This window comes from Serratia sp. TMDUHS_CL (assembly GCF_037137105.1).
In the GTDB taxonomy this organism is placed as follows: Bacteria; Pseudomonadota; Gammaproteobacteria; order Enterobacterales; family Enterobacteriaceae; genus Serratia; species Serratia nevei.
Genome location: NZ_JBBBDV010000021.1, coordinates 1 through 21,226, shown reverse-complemented (window position 1 = coordinate 21,226; position 21,226 = coordinate 1). Strand labels below are relative to the sequence as shown.

19 protein-coding genes and 1 tRNA gene are annotated in these 21,226 nt (G+C 61.2%); 6 read left to right on the top strand and 14 right to left on the bottom strand.

The features are described 5' to 3' along the window. Positions 1 to 21 precede the first annotated feature (21 nt). Complete coding sequence (locus WCL58_RS24775) at positions 22 to 789, top strand: CDP-diacylglycerol diphosphatase (RefSeq protein WP_060425394.1); 768 nt, start codon at positions 22 to 24, stop codon at positions 787 to 789. Here WCL58_RS24775 and WCL58_RS24770 read toward each other — a convergent pair whose 3' ends face one another. Both WCL58_RS24770 and pdeH read right to left on the bottom strand, forming a co-directional pair. Continuing rightward, positions 790 to 2,829 carry an AsmA family protein gene (locus tag WCL58_RS24770; RefSeq protein WP_336851727.1) on the bottom strand — a complete coding sequence of 680 codons (2,040 nt, stop codon included), beginning with the start codon at positions 2,827 to 2,829 and terminating at the stop codon, positions 790 to 792. Positions 2,830 to 2,919: 90 nt separating this feature from the next. After that, positions 2,920 to 3,711 (bottom strand): cyclic-guanylate-specific phosphodiesterase, encoded by a 792-nt coding sequence (pdeH, locus tag WCL58_RS24765; protein ID WP_060425390.1) that lies wholly within the window; start codon positions 3,709 to 3,711, stop codon positions 2,920 to 2,922. 238 nt (positions 3,712 to 3,949) lie between these two features. On the opposite strand from pdeH, the gene WCL58_RS24760 reads away from it, so the two are divergent. Beyond that, on the top strand, positions 3,950 to 4,882 hold the full coding sequence (locus WCL58_RS24760; RefSeq protein WP_197659075.1) for a PfkB family carbohydrate kinase: 933 nt from the start codon (positions 3,950 to 3,952) through the stop codon (positions 4,880 to 4,882). 243 nt (positions 4,883 to 5,125) lie between these two features. Further along, positions 5,126 to 5,827, top strand: a complete 702-nt coding sequence (locus WCL58_RS24755) for a LuxR family transcriptional regulator (protein ID WP_180547924.1) — start codon at positions 5,126 to 5,128, stop codon at positions 5,825 to 5,827. A 48-nt stretch (positions 5,828 to 5,875) separates the two neighbouring features. On the opposite strand, the gene ilvC is transcribed toward WCL58_RS24755, so the two are convergent. Further along, positions 5,876 to 7,351: a ketol-acid reductoisomerase gene (gene ilvC / locus WCL58_RS24750; RefSeq protein WP_038874693.1), complete on the bottom strand. Its 1,476-nt coding sequence runs from the start codon at positions 7,349 to 7,351 to the stop codon at positions 5,876 to 5,878. A 168-nt stretch (positions 7,352 to 7,519) separates the two neighbouring features. Here ilvC and ilvY point away from each other — a divergent pair, with 168 nt between their 5' ends. Further along, complete coding sequence (gene ilvY, locus WCL58_RS24745; RefSeq protein WP_033636409.1) at positions 7,520 to 8,410, top strand: HTH-type transcriptional activator IlvY; 891 nt, start codon at positions 7,520 to 7,522, stop codon at positions 8,408 to 8,410. 8 nt (positions 8,411 to 8,418) lie between these two features. On the opposite strand, the gene WCL58_RS24740 is transcribed toward ilvY, so the two are convergent. The 9 genes from WCL58_RS24740 to WCL58_RS24700 form a co-directional block, all read right to left on the bottom strand. Then, positions 8,419 to 9,120 (bottom strand): DUF2461 domain-containing protein, encoded by a 702-nt coding sequence (locus WCL58_RS24740; RefSeq protein ID WP_141960508.1) that lies wholly within the window; start codon positions 9,118 to 9,120, stop codon positions 8,419 to 8,421. Positions 9,121 to 9,141: 21 nt separating this feature from the next. Then, positions 9,142 to 9,675 (bottom strand): hypothetical protein, encoded by a 534-nt coding sequence (locus WCL58_RS24735; RefSeq protein WP_060441496.1) that lies wholly within the window; start codon positions 9,673 to 9,675, stop codon positions 9,142 to 9,144. Positions 9,676 to 9,728: 53 nt separating this feature from the next. Continuing rightward, positions 9,729 to 11,273 (bottom strand): threonine ammonia-lyase, biosynthetic, encoded by a 1,545-nt coding sequence (gene ilvA / locus WCL58_RS24730; protein ID WP_087762899.1) that lies wholly within the window; start codon positions 11,271 to 11,273, stop codon positions 9,729 to 9,731. A gap of 5 nt (positions 11,274 to 11,278) precedes the next feature. After that, positions 11,279 to 13,129, bottom strand: coding sequence for a dihydroxy-acid dehydratase (gene ilvD, locus WCL58_RS24725; protein WP_033649965.1), 1,851 nt, complete (start codon positions 13,127 to 13,129; stop codon positions 11,279 to 11,281). A gap of 76 nt (positions 13,130 to 13,205) precedes the next feature. Next, positions 13,206 to 14,132, bottom strand: coding sequence for a branched-chain amino acid transaminase (locus tag WCL58_RS24720; RefSeq protein ID WP_033636413.1), 927 nt, complete (start codon positions 14,130 to 14,132; stop codon positions 13,206 to 13,208). Between the two features lie 23 nt (positions 14,133 to 14,155). Next, a complete protein-coding gene (gene ilvM / locus WCL58_RS24715; RefSeq protein ID WP_038874702.1) occupies positions 14,156 to 14,413 on the bottom strand; it encodes an acetolactate synthase 2 small subunit in 258 nt (85 codons plus the stop codon). Beyond that, complete coding sequence (gene ilvG / locus WCL58_RS24710; RefSeq protein ID WP_060425377.1) at positions 14,410 to 16,056, bottom strand: acetolactate synthase 2 catalytic subunit; 1,647 nt, start codon at positions 16,054 to 16,056, stop codon at positions 14,410 to 14,412. The genes ilvM and ilvG overlap by 4 nt, the downstream gene beginning before the upstream one ends. Positions 16,057 to 16,198: 142 nt before the next feature. Then, complete coding sequence (ilvL, locus tag WCL58_RS24705; protein WP_013814970.1) at positions 16,199 to 16,297, bottom strand: ilv operon leader peptide; 99 nt, start codon at positions 16,295 to 16,297, stop codon at positions 16,199 to 16,201. A gap of 133 nt (positions 16,298 to 16,430) precedes the next feature. Next, on the bottom strand, positions 16,431 to 17,663 hold the full coding sequence (locus WCL58_RS24700) for an MFS transporter (protein WP_084827060.1): 1,233 nt from the start codon (positions 17,661 to 17,663) through the stop codon (positions 16,431 to 16,433). Between the two features lie 341 nt (positions 17,664 to 18,004). Between WCL58_RS24700 and WCL58_RS24695 the strand changes: the two genes are divergently transcribed. Further along, complete coding sequence (locus tag WCL58_RS24695; protein WP_060441499.1) at positions 18,005 to 19,528, top strand: YifB family Mg chelatase-like AAA ATPase; 1,524 nt, start codon at positions 18,005 to 18,007, stop codon at positions 19,526 to 19,528. A gap of 28 nt (positions 19,529 to 19,556) precedes the next feature. Here WCL58_RS24695 and WCL58_RS24690 read toward each other — a convergent pair whose 3' ends face one another. Then, a complete protein-coding gene (locus WCL58_RS24690; RefSeq protein WP_019455272.1) occupies positions 19,557 to 19,895 on the bottom strand; it encodes a DUF413 domain-containing protein in 339 nt (112 codons plus the stop codon). Positions 19,896 to 20,014: 119 nt separating this feature from the next. Between WCL58_RS24690 and hdfR the strand changes: the two genes are divergently transcribed. Continuing rightward, the gene (hdfR, locus tag WCL58_RS24685; protein WP_180547927.1) at positions 20,015 to 20,842 is read left to right on the top strand and encodes an HTH-type transcriptional regulator HdfR; all 828 of its coding nucleotides are present in this window, start codon (positions 20,015 to 20,017) and stop codon (positions 20,840 to 20,842) included. 261 nt (positions 20,843 to 21,103) lie between these two features. Here hdfR and WCL58_RS24680 read toward each other — a convergent pair. Next, positions 21,104 to 21,179: transfer RNA gene (locus WCL58_RS24680), tRNA-Trp, on the bottom strand. Between the last annotated feature and the right edge of the window lie 47 nt (positions 21,180 to 21,226).

The window sequence follows — 21,226 nt, the reverse complement described above, 5'->3', positions numbered from 1 at the left end:
TCTCGGTAACAGGATTGGCCGATGTCTCTGCGTCGTGGGGTATTTGTCTGCGTTGCGCTGCTGGCGGCTCTCGCCATCGCGCTCTATTACGGGTTGAAGCCCGACCATCCCGATGCGCTGTGGCGCATCGTCAGCCAGCAATGTCTGCCCAATCAGCAGGCGCATGACAACCCGGCGCCCTGCGCGCAGGTGGATGTGCCGGCCGGCTTCGTGGTGTTTAAAGATCGCAACGGGCCGCTGCAATACCTGCTGATGCCCAGCGCCAAAATCACCGGGATAGAAAGCCCGGCGGTGCTGGACGCCGCCACGCCGAATTTCTTCGCCCAGGCCTGGCGCGCGCGCCACGTGATGGCGGAACGCTATGGCAAACCGATCGACGACGGCGATATTTCACTGGCGATCAACTCGGAATATGGCCGCACGCAAAACCAGCTGCATATTCATATCTCCTGCCTGTTGCCGGCGGTAAAACAGCGGCTGGCGCAGATCGGCCCCGATTTTATCGAGCAATGGCAACCGCTGCCCGGCGGCCTGTTGGGGCATGACTATCTGGGGCGACGGGTGACCCCTGCCGAGCTGGAACAGCAGGGCGCCTTCCGTCTGTTGGCTTCCGGCCTGCCGCGCGCCGACGGGCGCATGGGCAGCTTCGGCCTGGCGATGACCGCGCTGCCGGACGGCGATTTCCTGCTGCTGGCGACCGAGCGCAGCCTGCTGCCGTTCACCCTGGCCTCGGCGGAAGAGATCCAGGATCACGACTGCCGCCTGCTTACGCCACCGCCGCGCGCCTGATTATTTTTTGCCTTTCATCTCCCGCAGGATCTGCCCGCACTGGTTCTCCTCGCCGCCTTCACTGGGCGAGACCAGCGCCAGCAGCGCCGCCGCCGGCGTCAGCACCGCCCCCAACGCCACCGCCGCCGCGCCGCGCGCGATCAGCGGCCCGGCTTTCACCCCGGCGTCGGGGTGCTTGAAGGTGCCTTTCACGTACAGCGGCGAGCGCAGGGTCAGCACGCGCATCCCCTTGCTTTCCGGATCGATGGACAAATCCAGCCGTTCGGTGGCGAGGTTGGTGTTGCCGGTGATGTTGATCACCGCGTTCTCGGTGTCGAACACGAACAGCCGCGGCGCGGCGACGCCGCTGCGGATGCCGACGTCCGCCGCGGCGCAGTTGATGCCCACCACGTCGTCGCCGAACAGCTGCGCCACCAGATAGTTGCCGACGTTCAGGCCGAGGATCTCCATCAGGCTACGGCTGATCACCCCGTTATTGATCAGCAGGCGCAGGTCGCCGTTGCTGGTCGCCAGCAGCTCGGCCACCGAATTGCCGCTGCCCGTCAGACTGGCGTCGCCGTTCATCTGCCCGAGGCTGCGCTTCATCGCCGCCACGTTCGGCAACAGCTGTTTGAGCTGGAGTTTGCGCGCATGCATATCCACTTGGCCACGCATCGGTTTTTTGCCGCCGTCGAGACGCACCACGGCGTTCAGGCTGCCGCCCGCCATGCCGAAGCGCAGCGGATCCAGACGCAACTCGCCATTGTTCAGCTTCAGGTGCGTGGCCAGATCGCTCAGCGGTAAATCGCTGCCGCGTTCGATGCGCGCGGCGGCAAACTTCACGTCCGCATCCATCTTGCGCCAGCTTTGCGTATCGAACTGCGCGACCGGCAGCACCTTATCCGCCGGTTGGCGGCTCTTCTCGCCGCGCCCGGCTTTGGCGGCGTTGGAATCCGCGCCGATCAACGGCGCCAGATCCGCCAACCTCAGCTGCCGGGAGCTCACCGCGCCGCTCAGCGTCGGCCGCGGCTTACCGGCAACGTATTTCAAGTCACCGTGAATGTCACTGTCGCCGATTTTGCCGTCGAACTTCTGATATTCGAACACGGCGCCGCCCGGCTGATGCAGGCGGGCTATCAGATGGCCATCGGTCGCATACGGCGGCGTGTTCGGCAGCAGCACGCCGGTCAGGCCATAGAGGTCACCCAGGCTTTCGCCGGAAAATTTCAGCTGCACGTCCAGGCCGCCGAGGTTCAGCGGATCGGACAAGGTGCCCGCCACCGCAACACGGGTGCTGCCGGAACGCACGTCGGCCTGCAGCGGGAACGGCAGATCGGCGCTCTGCAGTGACAGCATGCCGCCGATCTTGCCTCTGCCGCTCAGCGGTTCGCCGTTATATTTGCCCTTGACCTGCCAACCGAAAACGTAGTCGGGGGTAGCGGCCTTGCCGCCGCTCTGCTTGCCGGTCACTTCACTGAACGGCAGCGGTTTACCGAGCGGATCGATGACGGCGCGGAAATCCGCCTTCAGGGTGGCGTCTTTAAAGGCGATCTGTCCCTTGTCGAACACGATGTCGTGAACGGTGAACGACCAGGCGGAAGGCGGTTGCTGCGGATCCTGGCCAGCAGCCAGATCAAACGTCCAGTTGTTGTCGCCGTTGGCCAGGCGTTCTAACGACGCATTCGGCTGCTTGAGCCAGATGCGCGGGATCAGCAGTTCTTTCCTCAGCAGCGCCAGCGGTGCGATGCTGGCGTCGACGCGCTGCAGCGTCACCATGCTGTCGCCGGGCATGTTTTTCGGGTTACCCAGCCACACGTCTTCAGCGTGAATATGCGGCCAGGGCACCCAGGCGCGCCAGCCGCCCTCATCCCGGTTACGCGACCAGTCGACGCCCAGATCGCCGCGGATGGCGAACGGCCGCCGCAGTTCGGCCGACACTTTGTCGTTGATGGTGGGTTTGAGTCGATTCCAGTCGAAGGTAGCGATGAAGATCGCCAGCGCGACGATCGCCAGCAGCACAATGCCGCCCAGCCAGCTGAAAACCTTTCCTGTTCTTGTCATAGGGCTCCCTCAGCACATAAACCGGGCTGCCGAATGAAAGGAAAAAGAATGAGCAGCCCCGTTTAAGCCTAGCTGAGGATAGGCCGGAGTTCACGCCGGCGCGCCGGGCGCGGCGAACAGCGTCGGTACGCTGTGCAGAGTTTCAAAGCACGCCGGGCGGGAAAGATAGTAGCCCTGCGCGGCCAACGCGCCGGAACGCTGCACCAGCCGCCACTCCTGCTCGGTTTCCACGCCTTCGACGATCACCCCGTCGCTGTGCTGGTTCATCATCGTGATCAGGGTGCCGAGCAGCTGTACGCCCTCTTCCGACTGTTTGAGCAAGGTGAACAACTCGCGCGCCACCTTGATGTATTGATAGCGCCAGGCGCCGACGGCGGAGAAGTTGGCCAGCCCGCTGCCGAAATCGTCCAGCCACAGCCGTTCGCCGCCGACGATCTGCTGCAACGGGTGGTTTGACGCCGTTTCGGCGTGCTCCACCAGCTCGAAGCGCAGATAGGGCATCTCGGCGATCTGGCGTTGCAGCTCGCTATGACGTTGCAACGCTTGCAGCGCGATGCCGTCGATATTGACCGACACCATCACCGCGTGGCGAATGAACAATGCCTGCCAGCGCTGCAACAGCGCCAGCTGTTCCTGGATCACCCGTAAACGCTGGGCGACGCCGAGCGAGGCGAAATACTGTTCCGGGGATTGCCGTTTGTCCGGCTCATTCGGGTGATATACCGCCGTCAGCAGTTCCACCGCCAGCAGCGCGCCGCTGGTGCGATAAATCGGCTGGAAGGTATACAAGCGCCGGCATTGCCGCCAGTAGCGCCGCGATTTGGCGCAGGCATAGAGGGCAAAACAGGGCGCCAGCAGACCCGAGATCAGGTTGGTTATCATCGGTACTATCGCCGTGGCGGGGAAGTGAGAGCGCTGCCGCTGTTTCTTTACCCAGCTTATCGGCCGCACCGCGTAAAACTTTAAGCATGAATTGCCGCGCGCTTTCCTCTTCGCCCTGTTGGCACGGGCCGATCGCGATCATAAAAAATTAAAACACTGTTTTAATTTATTGACTCCCTCACCGCCTTGCGTGGAGACTGGTGGCTGTTGCTTCTTCTTTAGCCAGGGCTTATTGACGATGACTATCCGAAATCTCGCCGTGATCGGCGAATGCATGATCGAGCTGTCGCAGCAGGGCGCGCAGCTGACGCGCGGCTTTGGCGGCGATACCCTCAACACCGCCGTCTACCTCGCCCGCCAAATGCCGGAACAGGCGCTGCAGGTGCATTACGTCACCGCGCTCGGCACCGACAGCTTCAGCGGCGAGATGCTGCAGGCCTGGCGGCAGGAGAAGATCGAGACCGGGCTGATTCAGCAGTTGGAAAACAAACTGCCGGGCCTGTACGTGATCGAAACCGACGCCGCCGGCGAACGCACCTTCTACTACTGGCGCAACGACGCCGCCGCCCGGTATTGGCTTGCGGGCCCCCAGGCCGAGGTACTGTGCGCCCAGCTGGCGCAGTTCGATTATCTGTATCTCAGCGGTATTAGCCTGGCGATCCTCGCGCCTGCCGACCGCACGAAGCTGCTGGCGCTGCTGCGCCGCTGCCGCGCCAACGGCGGCCAGGTTATCTTCGACAACAACTACCGCCCGCGCCTGTGGCAAAGCCGTGAAGAAACGCAGCTGGCCTACCGCGAGGTGCTGGCCTGCACCGACATCGCCTTCCTGACGCTAGATGACGAAGCGTTGCTGTGGGGCACGCAGCCGGTTGAACAGGTGGTGGCACGCACGCAGGCGCTCGGCGTCGGCGAGATCGTTATCAAACGCGGCGCGGATGCCTGTCTGGTGTTCGGCGTGGAGGGAGAGCGACTTGAGGTACCGGCGATTGCGCTGCCGCCGGAGTGCGTAGTGGATACCACCGCGGCGGGCGACGCTTTCAGCGCCGGTTATCTGGCGGAACGCCTGAGCGGCGGCAGCGCCCAGCAGGCGGCGCAGCGCGGCCACCGGCTTGCCGCGACGGTGATCCAACATCGCGGCGCCATCATTCCCGCAACGGCAATGCCCGCATAGCCAATAAGGCGGCGGCGAGGTTACCCCGCCGCCCGCGCAATAGTTCCCAGAAACATTGATCAGAGGATGATTGAAAGAATTTCCCTAGCGTTGGCTTATTTCCGCCCAGAGCTGCTAAGCTTGGGTCTTGGCATTGCCGCCTTTTTGAATTTATTAGCCGAGTATAAATTTCAATCCGCCGCACTGACTAGCTGGACTTTGGTGCAGGTCGGGCTGAGCCGCCGAACGACAGGGAGGTTACCGATGGCCGTCGCATTCGCCAACGCCGTCGCCGCAAGACTGCATCTTGACGGCCGACTGCACGCCTTCAGCCAATTCAAATACGCTTATTTGACCTTCAACAAACACCGTCCCGATCGCCATCTGCTGGTCTCGAGCTACCCGCAAGAATGGCTGGACATCTACAGCGCCAATCGCTATCAGCACATCGATCCCGTCGTGCGCGCCGCCCATAGTCGCTGCGCGCCCTTCATGTGGCACGACACCCCCGTCACCACCGAGGATCGGCATTACCGGAAGATCTTCAGCCAGGCGCGGGAATACGACATCGTGCACGGCTGCAGCTTTGTTTTGCACGATCACGACAACAACCTGGCGATCTTGTCGATCAGCGCCACGGCAGCCGATGACGCCGATCTGCGGCAGCTGATGGAAGACGAGAGGGCCAGCCTGCAGATGGTATTGGTCGATACCCACCAGCACGCTCTGGCCTTGGCCAGCGCCGAGGCGAGCCGGACAGACCGGCTCTCGCCGCGCGAAGGGGAAATCCTCTACTGGGCCAGCCAGGGCAAAACCTACCATGAGATCGCGCTGATCCTGGGGATCAAAACCGGCACGGTGAAGTTTCACATCGGCAATGCGGTGCGTAAGCTGGGGGTCGCCAACGCCAAACACGCGATCCGGCGCTGCCTTGAACGGCAGCTGCTCGCGCCGCCGGAGGCATAAAAAAAGCCGGCATCACAGCCGGCTTTGTGTTCTTTACCTTGCGGAAAATCAGCCCGCAACGGCGATACGTTTCATGTCGGTCATGTAGCCACGCAGTTTGCGACCGACGGTTTCGATTGGGTGGCTGCGCACCGCTTCGTTCACGTCGCGCAGCTGCGCGTTGTCCACCGCCGTACCCGCCGCGGCTTTGCCCAAATCGCCCGCCTGCAGGGTGGTCATGAAGTCCTTCAGCAGCGGCACCGCCGCGTTGGCGAACAGGTAGTTGCCGTACTCTGCGGTATCGGAGATAACCACGTTCATTTCATACAGACGTTTGCGCGCAATGGTGTTGGCGATCAGCGGCAGCTCATGCAACGACTCGTAGTAAGCCGACTCTTCGATGATGCCGGCATCGACCATGGTTTCGAACGCCAGCTCAACGCCCGCTTTCACCATCGCCACCATCAGCACGCCGTGATCGAAGTACTCTTGCTCGCTGATTTTGCCTTCAAACTGCGGCGCATTCTCGAACGCGGTTTTGCCGGTCTCTTCGCGCCAGGTCAGCAATTTCACGTCGTCTTCCGCCCAGTCGGCCATCATGCCGCTGGAGAACGCGCCGGAGATGATGTCGTCCATGTGCTTCTGGAACAGCGGCGCCATGATGGTTTTCAGCTGTTCAGACAGCGCATAGGCACGCAGCTTGGCCGGATTGGACAGGCGATCCATCATCAGCGTGATGCCGCCCTGTTTCAGCGCTTCGGTGATAGTTTCCCAGCCGAACTGAATCAGTTTCTCGGCGTAAGCCGGATCGGTGCCCTCAGCAACCAGCTTGTCGAAGCACAGCAGCGAACCCGCCTGCAGCATGCCGCACAGAATGGTCTGCTCGCCCATCAGGTCGGATTTCACTTCGGCGACGAAGGAGGACTCCAGCACGCCGGCGCGGTGGCCGCCGGTCGCCGCCGCCCAGGCCTTGGCGATCGCCATGCCTTCGCCTTTCGGATCGTTTTCCGGGTGAACCGCAATCAGAGTCGGCACGCCGAAGCCGCGCTTGTACTCTTCACGCACTTCGGTGCCCGGGCATTTCGGCGCGACCATCACCACGGTGATGTCTTTACGCACCTGCTCACCCACTTCAACGATGTTGAAGCCGTGGGAGTAACCCAGCGCCGCGCCGTCTTTCATCAGCGGCTGCACCGCGCGCACCACGGAAGAGTGCTGCTTGTCCGGCGTCAGGTTGACCACCAGATCCGCCTGCGGGATCAGGTCTTCGTAGGTGCCGACCTTAAAGCCGTTTTCGGTCGCCTTGCGCCAGGAAGCGCGCTTCTCGTCGATCGCTTCTTTGCGCAGGGCATAGGCGACGTCCAGGCCGGAGTCGCGCATGTTCAGCCCCTGGTTCAGACCCTGGGCGCCACAGCCGACAATCACCACTTTTTTACCTTTCAGGTAGCCGGCTTCGTCAGCAAATTCGTCGCGCGCCATAAAGCGGCATTTACCCAATTGCGCCAACTGCTGACGCAGGTTCAATGTGTTGAAATAGTTAGCCATGGTGGTACTCCGGTTTGATGTTGTCTTGCATTGTTATTTTCATTCCCCGCCCTGTCTGTGCGGAGATTCGTTAAACTCAATGTATAACAGGAAATGCGTTGCTTAAATTGATATATTGAGAACGTGATATTGCAATTTATGCAACACTCTCACTGCGAGCGTATCGATATGGATTTACGTGATTTAAAGCTGTTCCTGCATTTGGCCGAAAGCCATCACTTCGGGCGCACCGCCAAGGCGATGCACGTCAGCCCATCGACGCTCTCCCGCCAGATCCAGCGGCTGGAAGAGATCCTCGGGCAGCCGCTGTTCCTGCGCGACAACCGCACCGTGCAGCTGACCGACGCCGGCGAACAGCTGAAAGAATTCGCCCAGCAAACGCTGCTGCAGTATCAGCAGCTGAAGCACTCGCTCGGCCAGCACGGCCCTTCGCTGAGCGGCGAACTGCGGCTGTTCTGCTCGGTGACCGCGGCGTACAGCCACCTGCCGCCGATCCTCGATCGTTTCCGCGCGCAGCACCCGCTGGTCGAGATTAAGCTGACCACCGGCGACGCCGCCGACGCGGTCGACAAAGTGCAATCCAACGAGGCCGATCTCGGCATCGCCGGCCGGCCGGAAACGCTGCCCGCCAGCGTGGCGTTCACCAAAATCGGCGAAATTCCGCTGGTGCTGATCGCACCGGCGTTGCCCTGTGCGGTGCGCAGCCAGGCATTCGCCGACAGGCCCGACTGGGCCGAGATCCCGTTCATCCTGCCGGAGCACGGCCCGTCGCGAAAACGCATCGAACTGTGGTTCCGCCGCCACCGCATCAGCAATCCGCTGATTTACGCCACCGTCGGCGGCCACGAAGCCATCGTGTCGATGGTCGCGTTGGGCTGCGGCATCGCGCTGATCCCGAGCGTGGTGGTGGACAACAGCCCGGAGCCGGTACGCAACCGCATCTCGCAGCTGGATAACATCTCGATGGTCGAACCGTTCGAGCTGGGGGTCTGCGTCCAGAAAAAGCGCCTCAGCGATCCGCTGATCGACGCCTTTTGGCGCTTGCTGCATCCCCGCTGACGCGAGGTTTACAGATCCGCCGGATCGATCTGCTTCATCGTCTCTACCTGCATCAACCAGTGGTAGAGCGGCTCAAGCTGCAAAAATGCCCCGGCCAGCAGCGGCACCAGATCGGCGCTGAACAGCTTTTCCACTTCGCTGTCTGTCACCATCACCGCAAACGACTTGCGGTTGTACCAGGTGGCGATCTCCGCCGCCTGCTCCTTCACCAGCGGGCGCTTGTAGCTCTCACCCACCAGCTCGAATGGCCGCCGGCAGCAGGCGGCCACCTCAAGGAAAGGCTGCGGCCGCTGCCTCAGCGTATGGCGGAACAGATCCATGGTCGGCTTGTTGGCGCTGTAGTAGCCGAGCCCATAGCGCAGCATGTCCGGCCCCAGTTCGAAAAAGTAGACCGGCGCGTCTTTCCAGTCTTTGCTCGGACGCTTGAACGTCAGCCACATGCGGCTGCGGTAGCGCGATTTGTCATGAGAAAAGCGCGTGTCGCGATGAATGCGCGACAGCGTTTTGCCGATCGCCGGGCGAGTCTCGAACTGCGGGTCGATCGCCAGCATGCCGGGAGCCAGCTGCTCCACCAGCGCGCGAAACGGCGCCAACAGCTCGCGATCGTAGATATCGCGGTTGCCGTCGAACCACGCCTTATCGTTCTCGATCCGCACCTGCTGCAGGAAATTCAGACCCTGCTGGCTAAAGCCGGAGAAAGGTTGCGCCATAAGTTTTTCCGTTCTGACGGTTTATCGGGTGTTGCGCAGATCTTCCCTCTGCCAACGGCGTTTGATAAACACGCGCCGACGCGTGCGAAAGTAAGCGACATAGAGAGAGAACGCCGCCCGGTTGCTGAATAGTGCACCGCCAACCACGCCCCCCAGCAGCATGGCGACGGTGGCGATGCCGGTCATCCCCGACGCCCACGCCGCCGCGGCGCCAAGGCAAAACAGGCCGAGCATGCCAAGGTAATATTGCAACAATACCACCCCGCTGTTTTTACCCTGCACCAGTTGGAACAGGATCAACGTCATCCACACCGCCACGATCGCGCCGCTGCCCATGAGAACGGCGGCGGAAGTCTTGCCGCTCCAGGCGGCCGCCACGTCCGTGGCCAGGCCCATCACGCCCGCCAGCCCCAACGTCAGGCATACCATCAGCAACATGACATTGCCGACGCCAGGCGGCGACAGCCGCTGGCCCGGCGTCAGGAAATGCTGCTCGAGCTGTGCATCCACGCCGGCGAACAGTGCGCGATCGCGCGCCGCGATTTGGCGTTCCATCTCCCGGCCCTGCGTCAATAAGCGGGCCAGCCGGCCGGGTAAACGCACCGGGCTCACCCCTGCAAAAAGAAGCGGAACGCCGGGTTGTCGGTTTCGTCGTGGCAATCGTAGCCCAGCGCCTGCAGGTGCCGCTCGAATTCCGGCTCGGTTTGCGCCAGTTCGAAGGCCGCCAGCACCCGGCCGAAGTCGGTGCCGTGGCTGCGATAGTGGAACAGCGAAATGTTCCAGTGCGTGCCCAGCGTCTGCAGGAATTTCAGCAGCGCGCCCGGCGACTCCGGAAACTCAAAGCTGTACAGCCGTTCGCGCAGCGGCTTCGACGGACGCCCGCCCACCATGTAGCGCACGTGAAGTTTGGCCATCTCGTCGTCCGACAGATCCACCACCTGATAACCGTCGGCATTGAGCTCGTCAATGATTTCCCGCCGTTCGGCGTGCCCGCGCGTCAGACGCACGCCGACAAAAATGCAGGCGTTGTCGGCATCGGCGTAGCGATAGTTGAATTCGGTCACCGAGCGGCCGCCCAGCAGTTGGCAGAACTTGAGGAAGCTGCCCTGCTGTTCCGGAATGGTCACCGCCAATAGCGCTTCGCGCTGTTCGCCCAGTTCGCAGCGTTCGGAAACGTAGCGCAGCCCATGGAAGTTGAGGTTGGCGCCAGACAGCACGTGCGCCAGACGCTCGCCCTGAATGTTGTACTGCTGGACGTACTTTTTCAGCCCCGCCAGCGCCAGCGCGCCGGAAGGTTCGGCAATGGCACGCACGTCCTCAAACAGATCTTTGACCGCCGCACAGATGGCGTCGCTGTCCACGGTGATCACGTCGTCCAGATATTCACGGCACAGGCGGAAAGTTTCGTCGCCGATACGCTTTACCGCCACGCCTTCGGCGAACAGCCCGACGCGCGCCAGATCCACCGGATGGCCGGCATCCAGCGCCGCACGCAAGCAGGCGGAGTCTTCCGCTTCGACGCCGATCACTTTAATCTGCGGCATCAGCTGCTTGATCAGCACTGCCACCCCGGCGGCCAAGCCGCCGCCGCCGACCGGCACGAAGACCCGATCCAGATGCGCGTCTTGCTGTAGCAGCTCCATCGCCAGCGTGCCCTGCCCGGCGATCACCGTCGGATGATCGAACGGCGGCACGAAGGTCATGCCCTGCTGCTGGGAAAGCTCGATCGCCTTCGCTTTGGCCTCGTCGAAATTGGCACCGTGCAGCAGCACTTCACCGCCGAAACCGCGCACCGCATCCACCTTGATGTCCGCAGTGGACACCGGCATCACGATCAGCGTTTTGATGCCCAGCCGTTTACCGGAGAAGGCGACGCCCTGCGCGTGGTTGCCGGCCGAAGCCGTCACGACACCGCGCGCCTTCTGCTCTTCGTCCAGCCCGGCGATCATCGCATAGGCCCCGCGCAGCTTGAAGCTGTGCACCGGCTGGCGATCTTCGCGCTTCACCAAAATGGTGTTGCCGAGGCGCGAAGAAATTTTGCTCATGGCCTGCAACGGGGTGACCTGCGCCACCTCATAGACCGGCGAGCGCAGTACCGCTCGCAGATATTCCGCGCCGCAGGGGGCGCTGGGTAGGGGTTGAGAGACCGCCATGCTGCTTATCCCCCCAGTTTGCTCTTGTCGCGTACCGCGCCTTTGTCGGCGCTGGTGGCCAACGAGGCGTAGGCGCGCAGCGCGAAGGATACCTGACGCTCACGGTTTTTCGGCGTCCAGGCCGCGTCGCCGCGCGCCAGTTCCGCTTCATGCCGCGCCGCCAGCTCCTGCTCGCTGACGTCCAGCTGGATGCCGCGATGAGGAATGTCGATCGCGATCATGTCGCCGTCCTGCACCAGGGCGATCAGGCCGCCGTTGGCCGCCTCCGGCGAGGCGTGGCCGATGGACAGCCCGGAGGTGCCGCCGGAGAAACGCCCGTCGGTAATCAGCGCGCACGCCTTGCCCAGCCCCATCGATTTCAGATACGTGGTTGGGTAAAGCATTTCCTGCATGCCCGGCCCGCCTTTCGGCCCTTCGTAACGGATAACGACCACGTCGCCCGCCACCACTTTGCCGCCGAGGATCGCTTCTACCGCATCATCCTGGCTTTCATACACTTTGGCCGGGCCGCGGAAGGTGAGGATTTCCTTGTCTACGCCGGCGGTTTTGACGATGCAGCCGTTTTCCGCCAGGTTGCCGTACAGCACCGCCAACCCGCCGTCCTGACTGTAGGCGTGTTCACGGGTGCGGATGCAGCCTTCCTTGCGGTCGGTGTCCAGCGAATCCCAGCGGCAGTCCTGCGAGAATGCCTGCGTGGTGCGGATACCGGCCGGCCCGGCGGAGTACATTTTCTTGACGCTTTCGTCGCGGGTCAGCATCACGTCGTAGGCTTCCAGCGTCTGCGGCAGGGTCAGCCCCAGCACGTTGTTCACCTCGCGGTTCAGCAAGCCGGCGCGATCCAGCTCGCCGAGGATACCGATTACGCCGCCGGCGCGGTGCACGTCTTCCATATGGTATTTCTGCGTGCTCGGCGCCACCTTGCACAGATGTGGCACTTTGCGCGACAGGCGATCGATGTCTTCCATGGTGAAGTCCACCTCGCCTTCCTGCGCCGAAGCCAGCAGGTGCAGTACGGTGTTGGTCGAGCCACCCATGGCGATGTCCAGCGTCATGGCGTTCTCAAACGCCGCCTTGTTGGCGATATTGCGCGGCAGCGCGCTCTCGTCGTCCTGCTCGTAATAGCGTTTGGTCAGCTCGACGATGCGCTTGCCGGCGTTGAGGAACAGCGCTTTGCGATCGGCGTGGGTGGCCAGCAGCGAGCCGTTGCCCGGCTGCGACAGGCCCAGCGCTTCGGTCAGGCAGTTCATCGAGTTGGCGGTGAACATGCCGGAGCAGGAACCGCAGGTCGGGCAGGCGGAACGCTCGATCTGCTCGCTGTCGGCGTCGCTGACGTTCGGGTTAGCGCCCTGGATCATCGCATCCACCAGATCCAGCTTGATGATCTGGTTGGAGAGTTTGGTCTTGCCGGCTTCCATCGGGCCGCCGGAGACGAAGATCACCGGGATATTCAGGCGCAACGCCGCCATCAGCATGCCCGGGGTGATCTTGTCGCAGTTGGAGATGCACACCATCGCGTCGGCGCAGTGGGCGTTCACCATGTATTCGACCGAGTCGGCGATCAGCTCGCGCGATGGCAGGGAATAGAGCATGCCGCCGTGGCCCATGGCGATGCCGTCATCCACCGCGATGGTGTTGAACTCTTTGGCCACGCCGCCGGAGGCTTCGATCTGCTCGGCGACCAGTTTGCCCAGATCGCGCAGATGCACGTGGCCCGGCACGAACTGGGTAAAGGAGTTGACCACGGCGATGATCGGCTTGCCGAAATCGGCGTCGGTCATCCCGGTCGCGCGCCACAATGCGCGGGCACCCGCCATATTGCGGCCGTGGGTGGTGGTGGCGGAACGGTACTTAGGCATGCTCTTTTCACTCCAAATGTATTTATGACAGGCGGCGAACGAACCGCCTGGATATTCTTATCTGTCTGTCTTGTCGTTACGGATTTACCGGATCCAGCCAGCCGTATTTGTCTTCTGTCTTGCCGCTGAACAGGCCGAAGAACGCCTGTTGGATCTGTTTGGTCACCGGGCCGCATTTGCCGATGCCGACCTGAATGCCGTCCACGCTGCGTACCGGCGTGATTTCCGCCGCGGTGCCGGACATGAACACTTCGTCGGCCAGGTACAGCGATTCGCGCGACAGCACCTGCTCACGCACTTCGAAGCCCATGTCTTTCGCCAGCTTGATGATCGCATCGCGGGTGATGCCCGGCAGCGCCGAAGAGGTGAACGGCGGGGTGTAAATCACGCCGTCTTTCACTTCAAACAGGTTCTCGCCCGCCCCTTCGGAAATGTAGCCGTGCACGTCGAGCGCGATGCCTTCCTGATAGCCGTGGCGACGCGCTTCGCTGCCCACCAGCAGGGAGGAAAGATAGTTACCGCCGGCCTTGGCCGCAGTGGGGATCGTGTTTGGTGCGACGCGGTGCCAGGAGGAGACCATCGCATCGATGCCTTGATCCAGCGCTTCTTCACCCAGATAAGCGCCCCAAGGAAACGCCGCGATAATCACGTCCGTCTTGTAACCGGCCGGCGGGTTGACGCCCATGCCGACATCGCCGACGAACACCAGCGGGCGGATGTACGCGCTGACCAGGTTGTTCTTGCGCAGCGTGGCACGGCAGGCTTCCATCAGCTCGTCGACGCTTTGCGAAACCGGCATGCGGTAGATTTTCGCCGAGTCGTGCAGGCGCTGCATATGTTCGCGATGGCGGAACACCACCGGCCCCAAGTGCGAGTCGTAGCAGCGCACGCCTTCAAATACCGACGTGCCGTAATGCAGCGCGTGCGACATCACGTGCACTTTGGCCTCGGCCCAGGGAACCATCTCACCATTGAACCAAATGTAATCGGCTTTCTTTGTCATTGTTATTTATCCTTCTCGGCGCCTCAGGCGCGTATTTGTTGTGATGTTGGCTGCTGGATCTCGACGCAGGAGACGTCCAGCAGTTTGCTTAACTGAGATGACAACAGGGCGACCGGACGCGGGCTGGCAACGGTCAATTCGATATTGATGCTGTCGGCGTTGGCCGGAGAAACCATATTCATAGCACAAACCTGAAAGCCGCGATGACGCACGACCCGCAATACGCGCTCTAACATTTCGGGGCGAAAACGCGCCTGGATAGAGAGTTGATGCTGCATCATGATATTTCCTCCAACATGGTTTCGTTGCCGGCGCCCGGCGGCACCAGCGGCCAGACGTTTTCGAGTTCGTCGATAGAGACCTGCAGCAGATAAGGGCCTTCGGTGTTGAACAGCGCCTCGAGCGCGCCCTCCACCTGATCCTTGCGGCTGATGCGCTGGCCGGGAATGCCGAAGGCGGCGGCCAGCATCAGGAAGTCGGGGTTATCGGACAGGTTGGTTTCGCTGTAGCGGCCGTCGAAGAACAGCTGCTGCCACTGACGCACCATTCCGAGGCGCTGGTTGTCCAGCAGCACGATCTTGAGCGGCAGCTGTTTGCGCTTGATGGTGCCCAGCTCCTGCACGTTCATCATGAAGGAGCCATCGCCCGAGACGCAGATCACCGTATCTTGCGGGCGCGCGATCTGGGCCCCCACCGCCGCCGGCACGCCGAACCCCATGGTGCCGAGGCCGCTGGAGGTGATGAAATTCTCCGGGCGTTCGAACGTCATGTGCTGCGCGCTCCACATCTGGTGCTGGCCCACGTCGGTGGTCACCACGCTGTTGGCCGGCTTGCGGGCGGACAGCTGGCGCAAGAACAATGGCGCGTAGATCGGCTGGCCGGGGTGATCGTAGCGACAGACGTGCTCGGCTTTCAGCGCCGTCACCTGCTGCTGCCAGGCGGCGATGTTCAGCGGGCGCTGCAACGCTGGCAGCAACGCTTTCAGGTCGCCCTGCAGGGCGACATGCGCCTGGCGCAGCTTGCTCATCTCCGCCGGATCGATATCCATGTGGATCACTTTGGCGTGCGGCGCGAAGGCGTTCAGTTTGCCGGTCACGCGGTCATCGAAACGCGCGCCGACGGCAATCAGCAGATCGCACGCCTGCACCGCCAGGTTGGCAGCCTTGGTGCCGTGCATACCCAACATGCCGAGGTACAGCGGATCTTGCGCATCCGGCGCGCCCAGCCCCTTCAGGGTGGCGACGTTCGGCATGCGGGTCACGGCGATAAATTCACGCAGCGCCGGCACCGCCTGTGCCATGCCCACGCCGCCGCCGACGTACAGCATCGGTTTATGCGCCTGCGCCAGCAGCTCGGCCGCTTCCGCCAACGCTGCCGCCGGGAACGCCGGCGCTTCGTCGACCGGCATCAGATGCGGGTGCAAGTCGCCCTGCGCCAGCTGGATGTCTTTCGGGATATCGATCAGCACCGGGCCAGGGCGGCCGCCTGCGGCGATGGCGAACGCTTCCGCCATGATGCCCGGCAAGGCGTCCAGCGATTCCACCAGGAAACTGTGCTTGGTGCAGGCCAGAGACAGGCCGAGAACATCGATCTCCTGAAAGGCATCGGTGCCGATCAGCGCGGAACCCACCTGACCGGTGATGGCGACAACGGGAACGGAATCGAGCAGCGCATCAGCCAGGCCAGTGATCAGGTTGGTGGCGCCAGGGCCGGAAGTGGCGATGCAAACGCCGACTTTGCCAGTGGCGCGGGCGTAGCCGATGGCGGCCATCGCGGCGCCCTGTTCATGGCGACACAGCAGGTGTTCCACACCACCGTCGTACAGCGCATCGTAGACCGGCATGATTGCCCCGCCCGGATAGCCGAATACGGTATCCACCCCCTGCGCACGCAACGCTTGAACTACCCACTGAGCGCCATTCATAGTTATTTCCCCGCCTTACTTCGACAACTGCAGGATTTTGTTCTGTTTTTCATGCTCTGCCCCTTGCTCCACTTTTCTCTTGCCAATAAAAAACCCCCGGACCTGACGGTGCGGGGGTTCTCTTGCGATTCCGGCTTGTTTGCTAAGCCTTTCTTCGTCCAAGTGCAGCCCCGCACGGTGGGATAATAATCACCACCACGCTAATCACGACTAGGCTAATCACTTGGGCAAAGGCTTTCATAATGGGTTTGTTCACTGTGCTCATTCAGAACTAATGCTTACAGAGGTACCATAGTCGCGCGCGGCATGACAACACTTTTTTTGCGTTATTATTCGGCGCAATCTGGTCATACCTCACGCAAATCGCCCCTCTTTCACACGTTGGCGCGCATGTCCGGATTTTTCACCGCGTCGGTGATCGCCTTGCCGCGCGTATCCTTGCCAAAGAACACCAACAGGGCGATCGCCACCGCCACCGTACCGGCGACGATCGCCATCGCCAGGCCGTAATTGTGCCCATGATGCTCGGCGATGGTGGCTTGCAGCGTGGCGTTGACCGAGGCTATCAGATTGCCCAGCTGGTACACGAACCCCGGCAGCACCGCGCGGGTGTTGGCCGGCACCAGTTCGGTCAGGTAGGTCGGTATCACGCCCCAGGCACCCTGCACCATGAACTGCATCAGGAAAGCGCCGATCCCGAGCATCAGTGAACCGCTGGAAAACGCCCACAGCGGGATCACCGGCAACGCCAGCAGCGCGGCGATGATGATCGCTTTCTTACGGCCGATCTTTTCCGATAACGAACCGAAGAATACGCCGCCGATAATGGACGCGATATTGTAGCTTATGGCGATGATACTGACGGTTTTAGGGTCGAAACCGTGCTGAACTTTCAAAAATACCGGATACAGATCCTGCGTGCCGTGGGAGAAGAAATTGAACGCCGCCATCAGCAGCACCAAATAGCAACACAGCTTCCAGTGGCTCTTCAATACCGGCAGCAAGGCGGTGCTTTCTTTGCGTTCGCGCGCCGCCAGCCACACCGGCGACTCCTGCACGCAATAATAAATAAACGGCAGCAGCAGGATCGGCGCTGCGCCGATAACGAACATGCCGCGCCAGCCGACCGTTTCGAACAGCAGGCCGTACACCACCGCCGCCAGCAGATAACCGAACGGATAGCCGGCCTGGAAAATACCCGACATCAGGCCGCGTGAGCGGTCCGGTATGGTTTCCATCGCCAATGACGACGCCACGCCCCAGATGCCGCCCATCGCAACCCCGTACAGCACCCGCAACAGCAAAAAGACCGTCAGCGAGGGCGCGGCGGCGGAGAGCAGCTCAAACACCGAGAAGAAGACGATATTCAGCATCAGGATCGGCTTGCGGCCATATTTTTCCGCCGCGCGCCCGAAGATCAGCGCGCCGATAGGCCGCACCGCCAGCGTGAGCAGAATCGCCAACGTGACCTGTTCCAGGCCGACGTGAAAGGATTGCGCGATATCGCTGAGTAAGAATACCAGCACGAAAAAATCGAAAGCGTCTAGCGTCCAGCTTGAAAAGCTGGCGATTGCCGCGTTGCGTTGCAGCGGGGTCCAACCAAACATAGTGTTATCCCTACCGTAGAGTACGAAGTCAGGAGGCTTAGCGGCTGCCGGGCAGAATGCGGCGGCGGTCGGGGTTTGTTAAAGAAGTGATTTTTCTTTTAATCAATTGTTAAATACACCCATCAAGCCTATGGTTGCAATGCGTCTGGGCCGCTAATGTGTTGCAGCCTTCAGCGAATTGTTAATGGGTATTGCCGCAGCCTGCGAGACAGATCGCACAACCTCATTCGCTGAAATGAAAATCGGCAATTACGCTGCGAACCTCCGGGAAAAATCGCTAATAACGCCGCGCGCCACCAGGATGAATCGCGCATCATGTTGCCCTCAGCAAGGAGAGCGATATGTCACTGGCGGTAATCTATAGCCGCGCCATCATCGGCGTTCAGGCCCCTTCCGTGACGGTGGAGGTGCATATCAGCAATGGCCTGCCCGGCCTGACGCTGGTCGGTCTGCCGGAAACCACGGTGAAAGAGGCGCGCGATCGGGTGCGCAGTGCCCTGATCAATAACGGTTTCACCTTTCCCGCCCGGCGCATCACCGTCAATTTGGCGCCCGCCGATCTGCCGAAAGAAGGCGGGCGTTACGATCTGCCGATAGCACTGGCGATCCTCGCCGCCTCCGAGCAATTGCCCCTCGCACCGTTGGCGCGCTACGAGTTTCTTGGCGAGCTCGCACTGTCCGGCGCACTGCGCGCGGTCAGGGGCGCGATCCCGGCGGCGCTGGCGGCGGCTGACGCCGGGCGGCAACTGATCCTCTCGACGGACAACGCCGCCGAAGTCGGCCTGATTGCGCAGTCGCACTCCCATACCGCCCGGCACCTGTTGGAAGTCTGTGCCTTTCTGCTCGGCCAGGGCGAACTGCCGGTGGCGGCCACGCCTCCCGCTGCGGACACCGCCTGCGACAGCGCCGATCTGCGCGACATCATCGGCCAGGAACAGGCCAAGCGGGCTCTGGAGATCGCCGCCGCCGGCGGGCATAACCTGCTGCTGATTGGGCCGCCGGGCACCGGTAAAACCATGTTGGCCAGCCGCCTCACGGGCTTGCTGCCGCCGCTCACGGAGCATGAAGCGCTGGAAAGCCTGGCGGTCGCCAGCTTGCAGCATCATATCCCCGCCGCCCTGCCATGGCGCCAGAGGCCGTTTCGCGCACCGCATCACAGTGCATCGATGGCGGCGTTGGTCGGCGGCGGCTCACTGCCGCGCCCGGGCGAGATCTCTATGGCGCATAACGGCGTGCTGTTTCTGGATGAGCTACCGGAATTCGAGCGTAAGGTGCTGGATGCACTGCGTGAGCCGCTGGAGTCCGGCGAGATCGTAATTTCACGCGCCAACGCCAAGGTCTGTTTCCCCGCCAGAGTGCAGTTGATTGCGGCAATGAACCCCAGCCCGACCGGGCATTATCAGGGGTTGCACAATCGCGCCTCACCGCAGCAGGTATTACGCTATCTGGCCCGGCTGTCAGGGCCTTTTCTCGACCGTTTCGATCTTTCTATCGAAGTGCCGCTGTTACCGCCGGGTACGCTCAGTCAGCGGAAAACGCATGGAGAGAGCAGTGAGCAGGTGCGGAAGCGGGTGCAGCAGGCACGCGCCCGGCAGCTCGAACGCGCCGGGAAAGTCAACGCGCTGTTGAGCAACCGCGAAGTGGAACGTGATTGCGTTCTGCAGGCAGCAGACGCCGAGTTTTTGGAGGCAACATTAAACGCGCTGGGGTTATCGGTCCGCGCCTGGCAGCGCATTTTGAAAGTTGCGCGCACGCTGGCGGATTTGGCGGGGGATGCGGAGCTCAACAGGAGCCACCTCTGCGAAGCGCTGGGCTATCGCAGTATGGACCGTCTGCTGTTACAGCTGCATCGTAGTCTGGAATAGAAAATGGGGCCCGCAGGCCCCATCGTCTTTAGTCGTCGCTGTCGCTGTAATCTTCTACTGCGTCAGCCTGCGGTTTACCGCCGGACAGAGTATGGAATTTCTTCGGGCGACGTGTGCGCGCCAGATATTTAGCCCATACTTTTTCCTGCTCGGTAGCCGCTTCGCGCTCACCGCGGCACACTGCGACGAACAGCTGTTCCTCTTCAGTGGCTGGCTGACGTTTGCCCGAGTCCAGCTCGTTAAACGCGTAGCCGAAGCGCTCTAGCAATTGCGCCTCTTTAATGGTGAAATCGCCGTGACGGGAGAACCCGCGAGGGTAATGTTTATTATCAAAAAAACGATTGGTCGTGGTGAAGCTATCCGCCATCTGACACGCTCCTAATTCTCTTATGGCCGTGCTGTTTATGGCGCGGAGTATTAGATAGGCTTGACAGCGTGTAAAACAAAACATTTAAATCTTAACGACAAATTTTTTTGGAGATAGGTGTGGATACCGAATTACTGAAAACCTTTTTGGAGGTCAGTAGAACGCGTCACTTTGGCAGAGCCGCAGAATCTTTGTACTTAACGCAGTCCGCGGTCAGTTTCCGCATCCGTCAGTTAGAAAACCAGCTGGGCGCAAATTTATTTACCCGTCATCGCAATAATATCCGCCTGACACCTGCCGGTGAGCGGCTTCTGCCCTATGCCGAGAGCCTGATGAACACCTGGCAGCTGGCGAAGAAGGAGGTCGTGCGTTCGCTGCAACACACCGAGTTGTCGATCGGCGCGACCGCTTCGCTGTGGGAAGCCTATCTGACCCCCTGGTTGCAGGCGCTCTATCAACAACGCGAGGCGCTACAGCTCGAAGCCAGGGTGGCATTAAGGCACTCTTTGGTAAAACAACTGCATGAAAGGCAGCTCGATTTACTGATCACCACTGAACCGCCGAAGATGGATGAATTGGCCAGCCAGCAGCTGAGCAATTTCTCATTACGCCTGTTCTCATCCGCGCATCGTGATAAACAAGCCCCAATGCCCTACATCAAGCTGGAATGGGGAGCCGACTTTCACCAACAGGAAAGCCGCATGCTGGAAGGCGATAACGTGCCGGTGCTCACCACTACCTCCGCTCACCTGACGCGTCAGCTGCTGGAAACCACGGGCGGATGCGCTTTCCTGCCCAGCCAGTGGGAAAAAGAGTACCCACAGCTGGTGGCCTCCGCTGAGATCCCACCGATTATCCGCCCACTGTATGCCGTCTGGTTGCAAAACAGCGATCAACAGCCTTTGATTCGGCAATTACTTAAAATACCTTTAAATACCGCAGCCTAAAGCGTTATGGCGGCCTTAAACGCCGTCATCGTGGTCATGACTGTCTATCAAGCAAAAACGCGCTCATCGCCTTCTGAGAGGAGATAATGCAAAACAGCAAGGGAATCAGGAGGTCACGGGGGTAAAGATCGGAAGAAAGATGGAGCAACCAGGATCGGGCAAACATCGGCACCTAACGTCCATGTGCTCTGTTCCAAAGCGGTAAGGAAGAAAAATGATAGGCAAAAAAAAACCCTTTGCTTTCGCAAAGGGTTCTTAATATGGCAGGGGCGGAGAGACTCGAACTCGCGACACCCGGTTTTGGAGACCGGTGCTCTACCAACTGAGCTACGCCCCTAAATCTCGCTTAACATTATGCCTGCTAATAAAGCAGGCATAATTAAA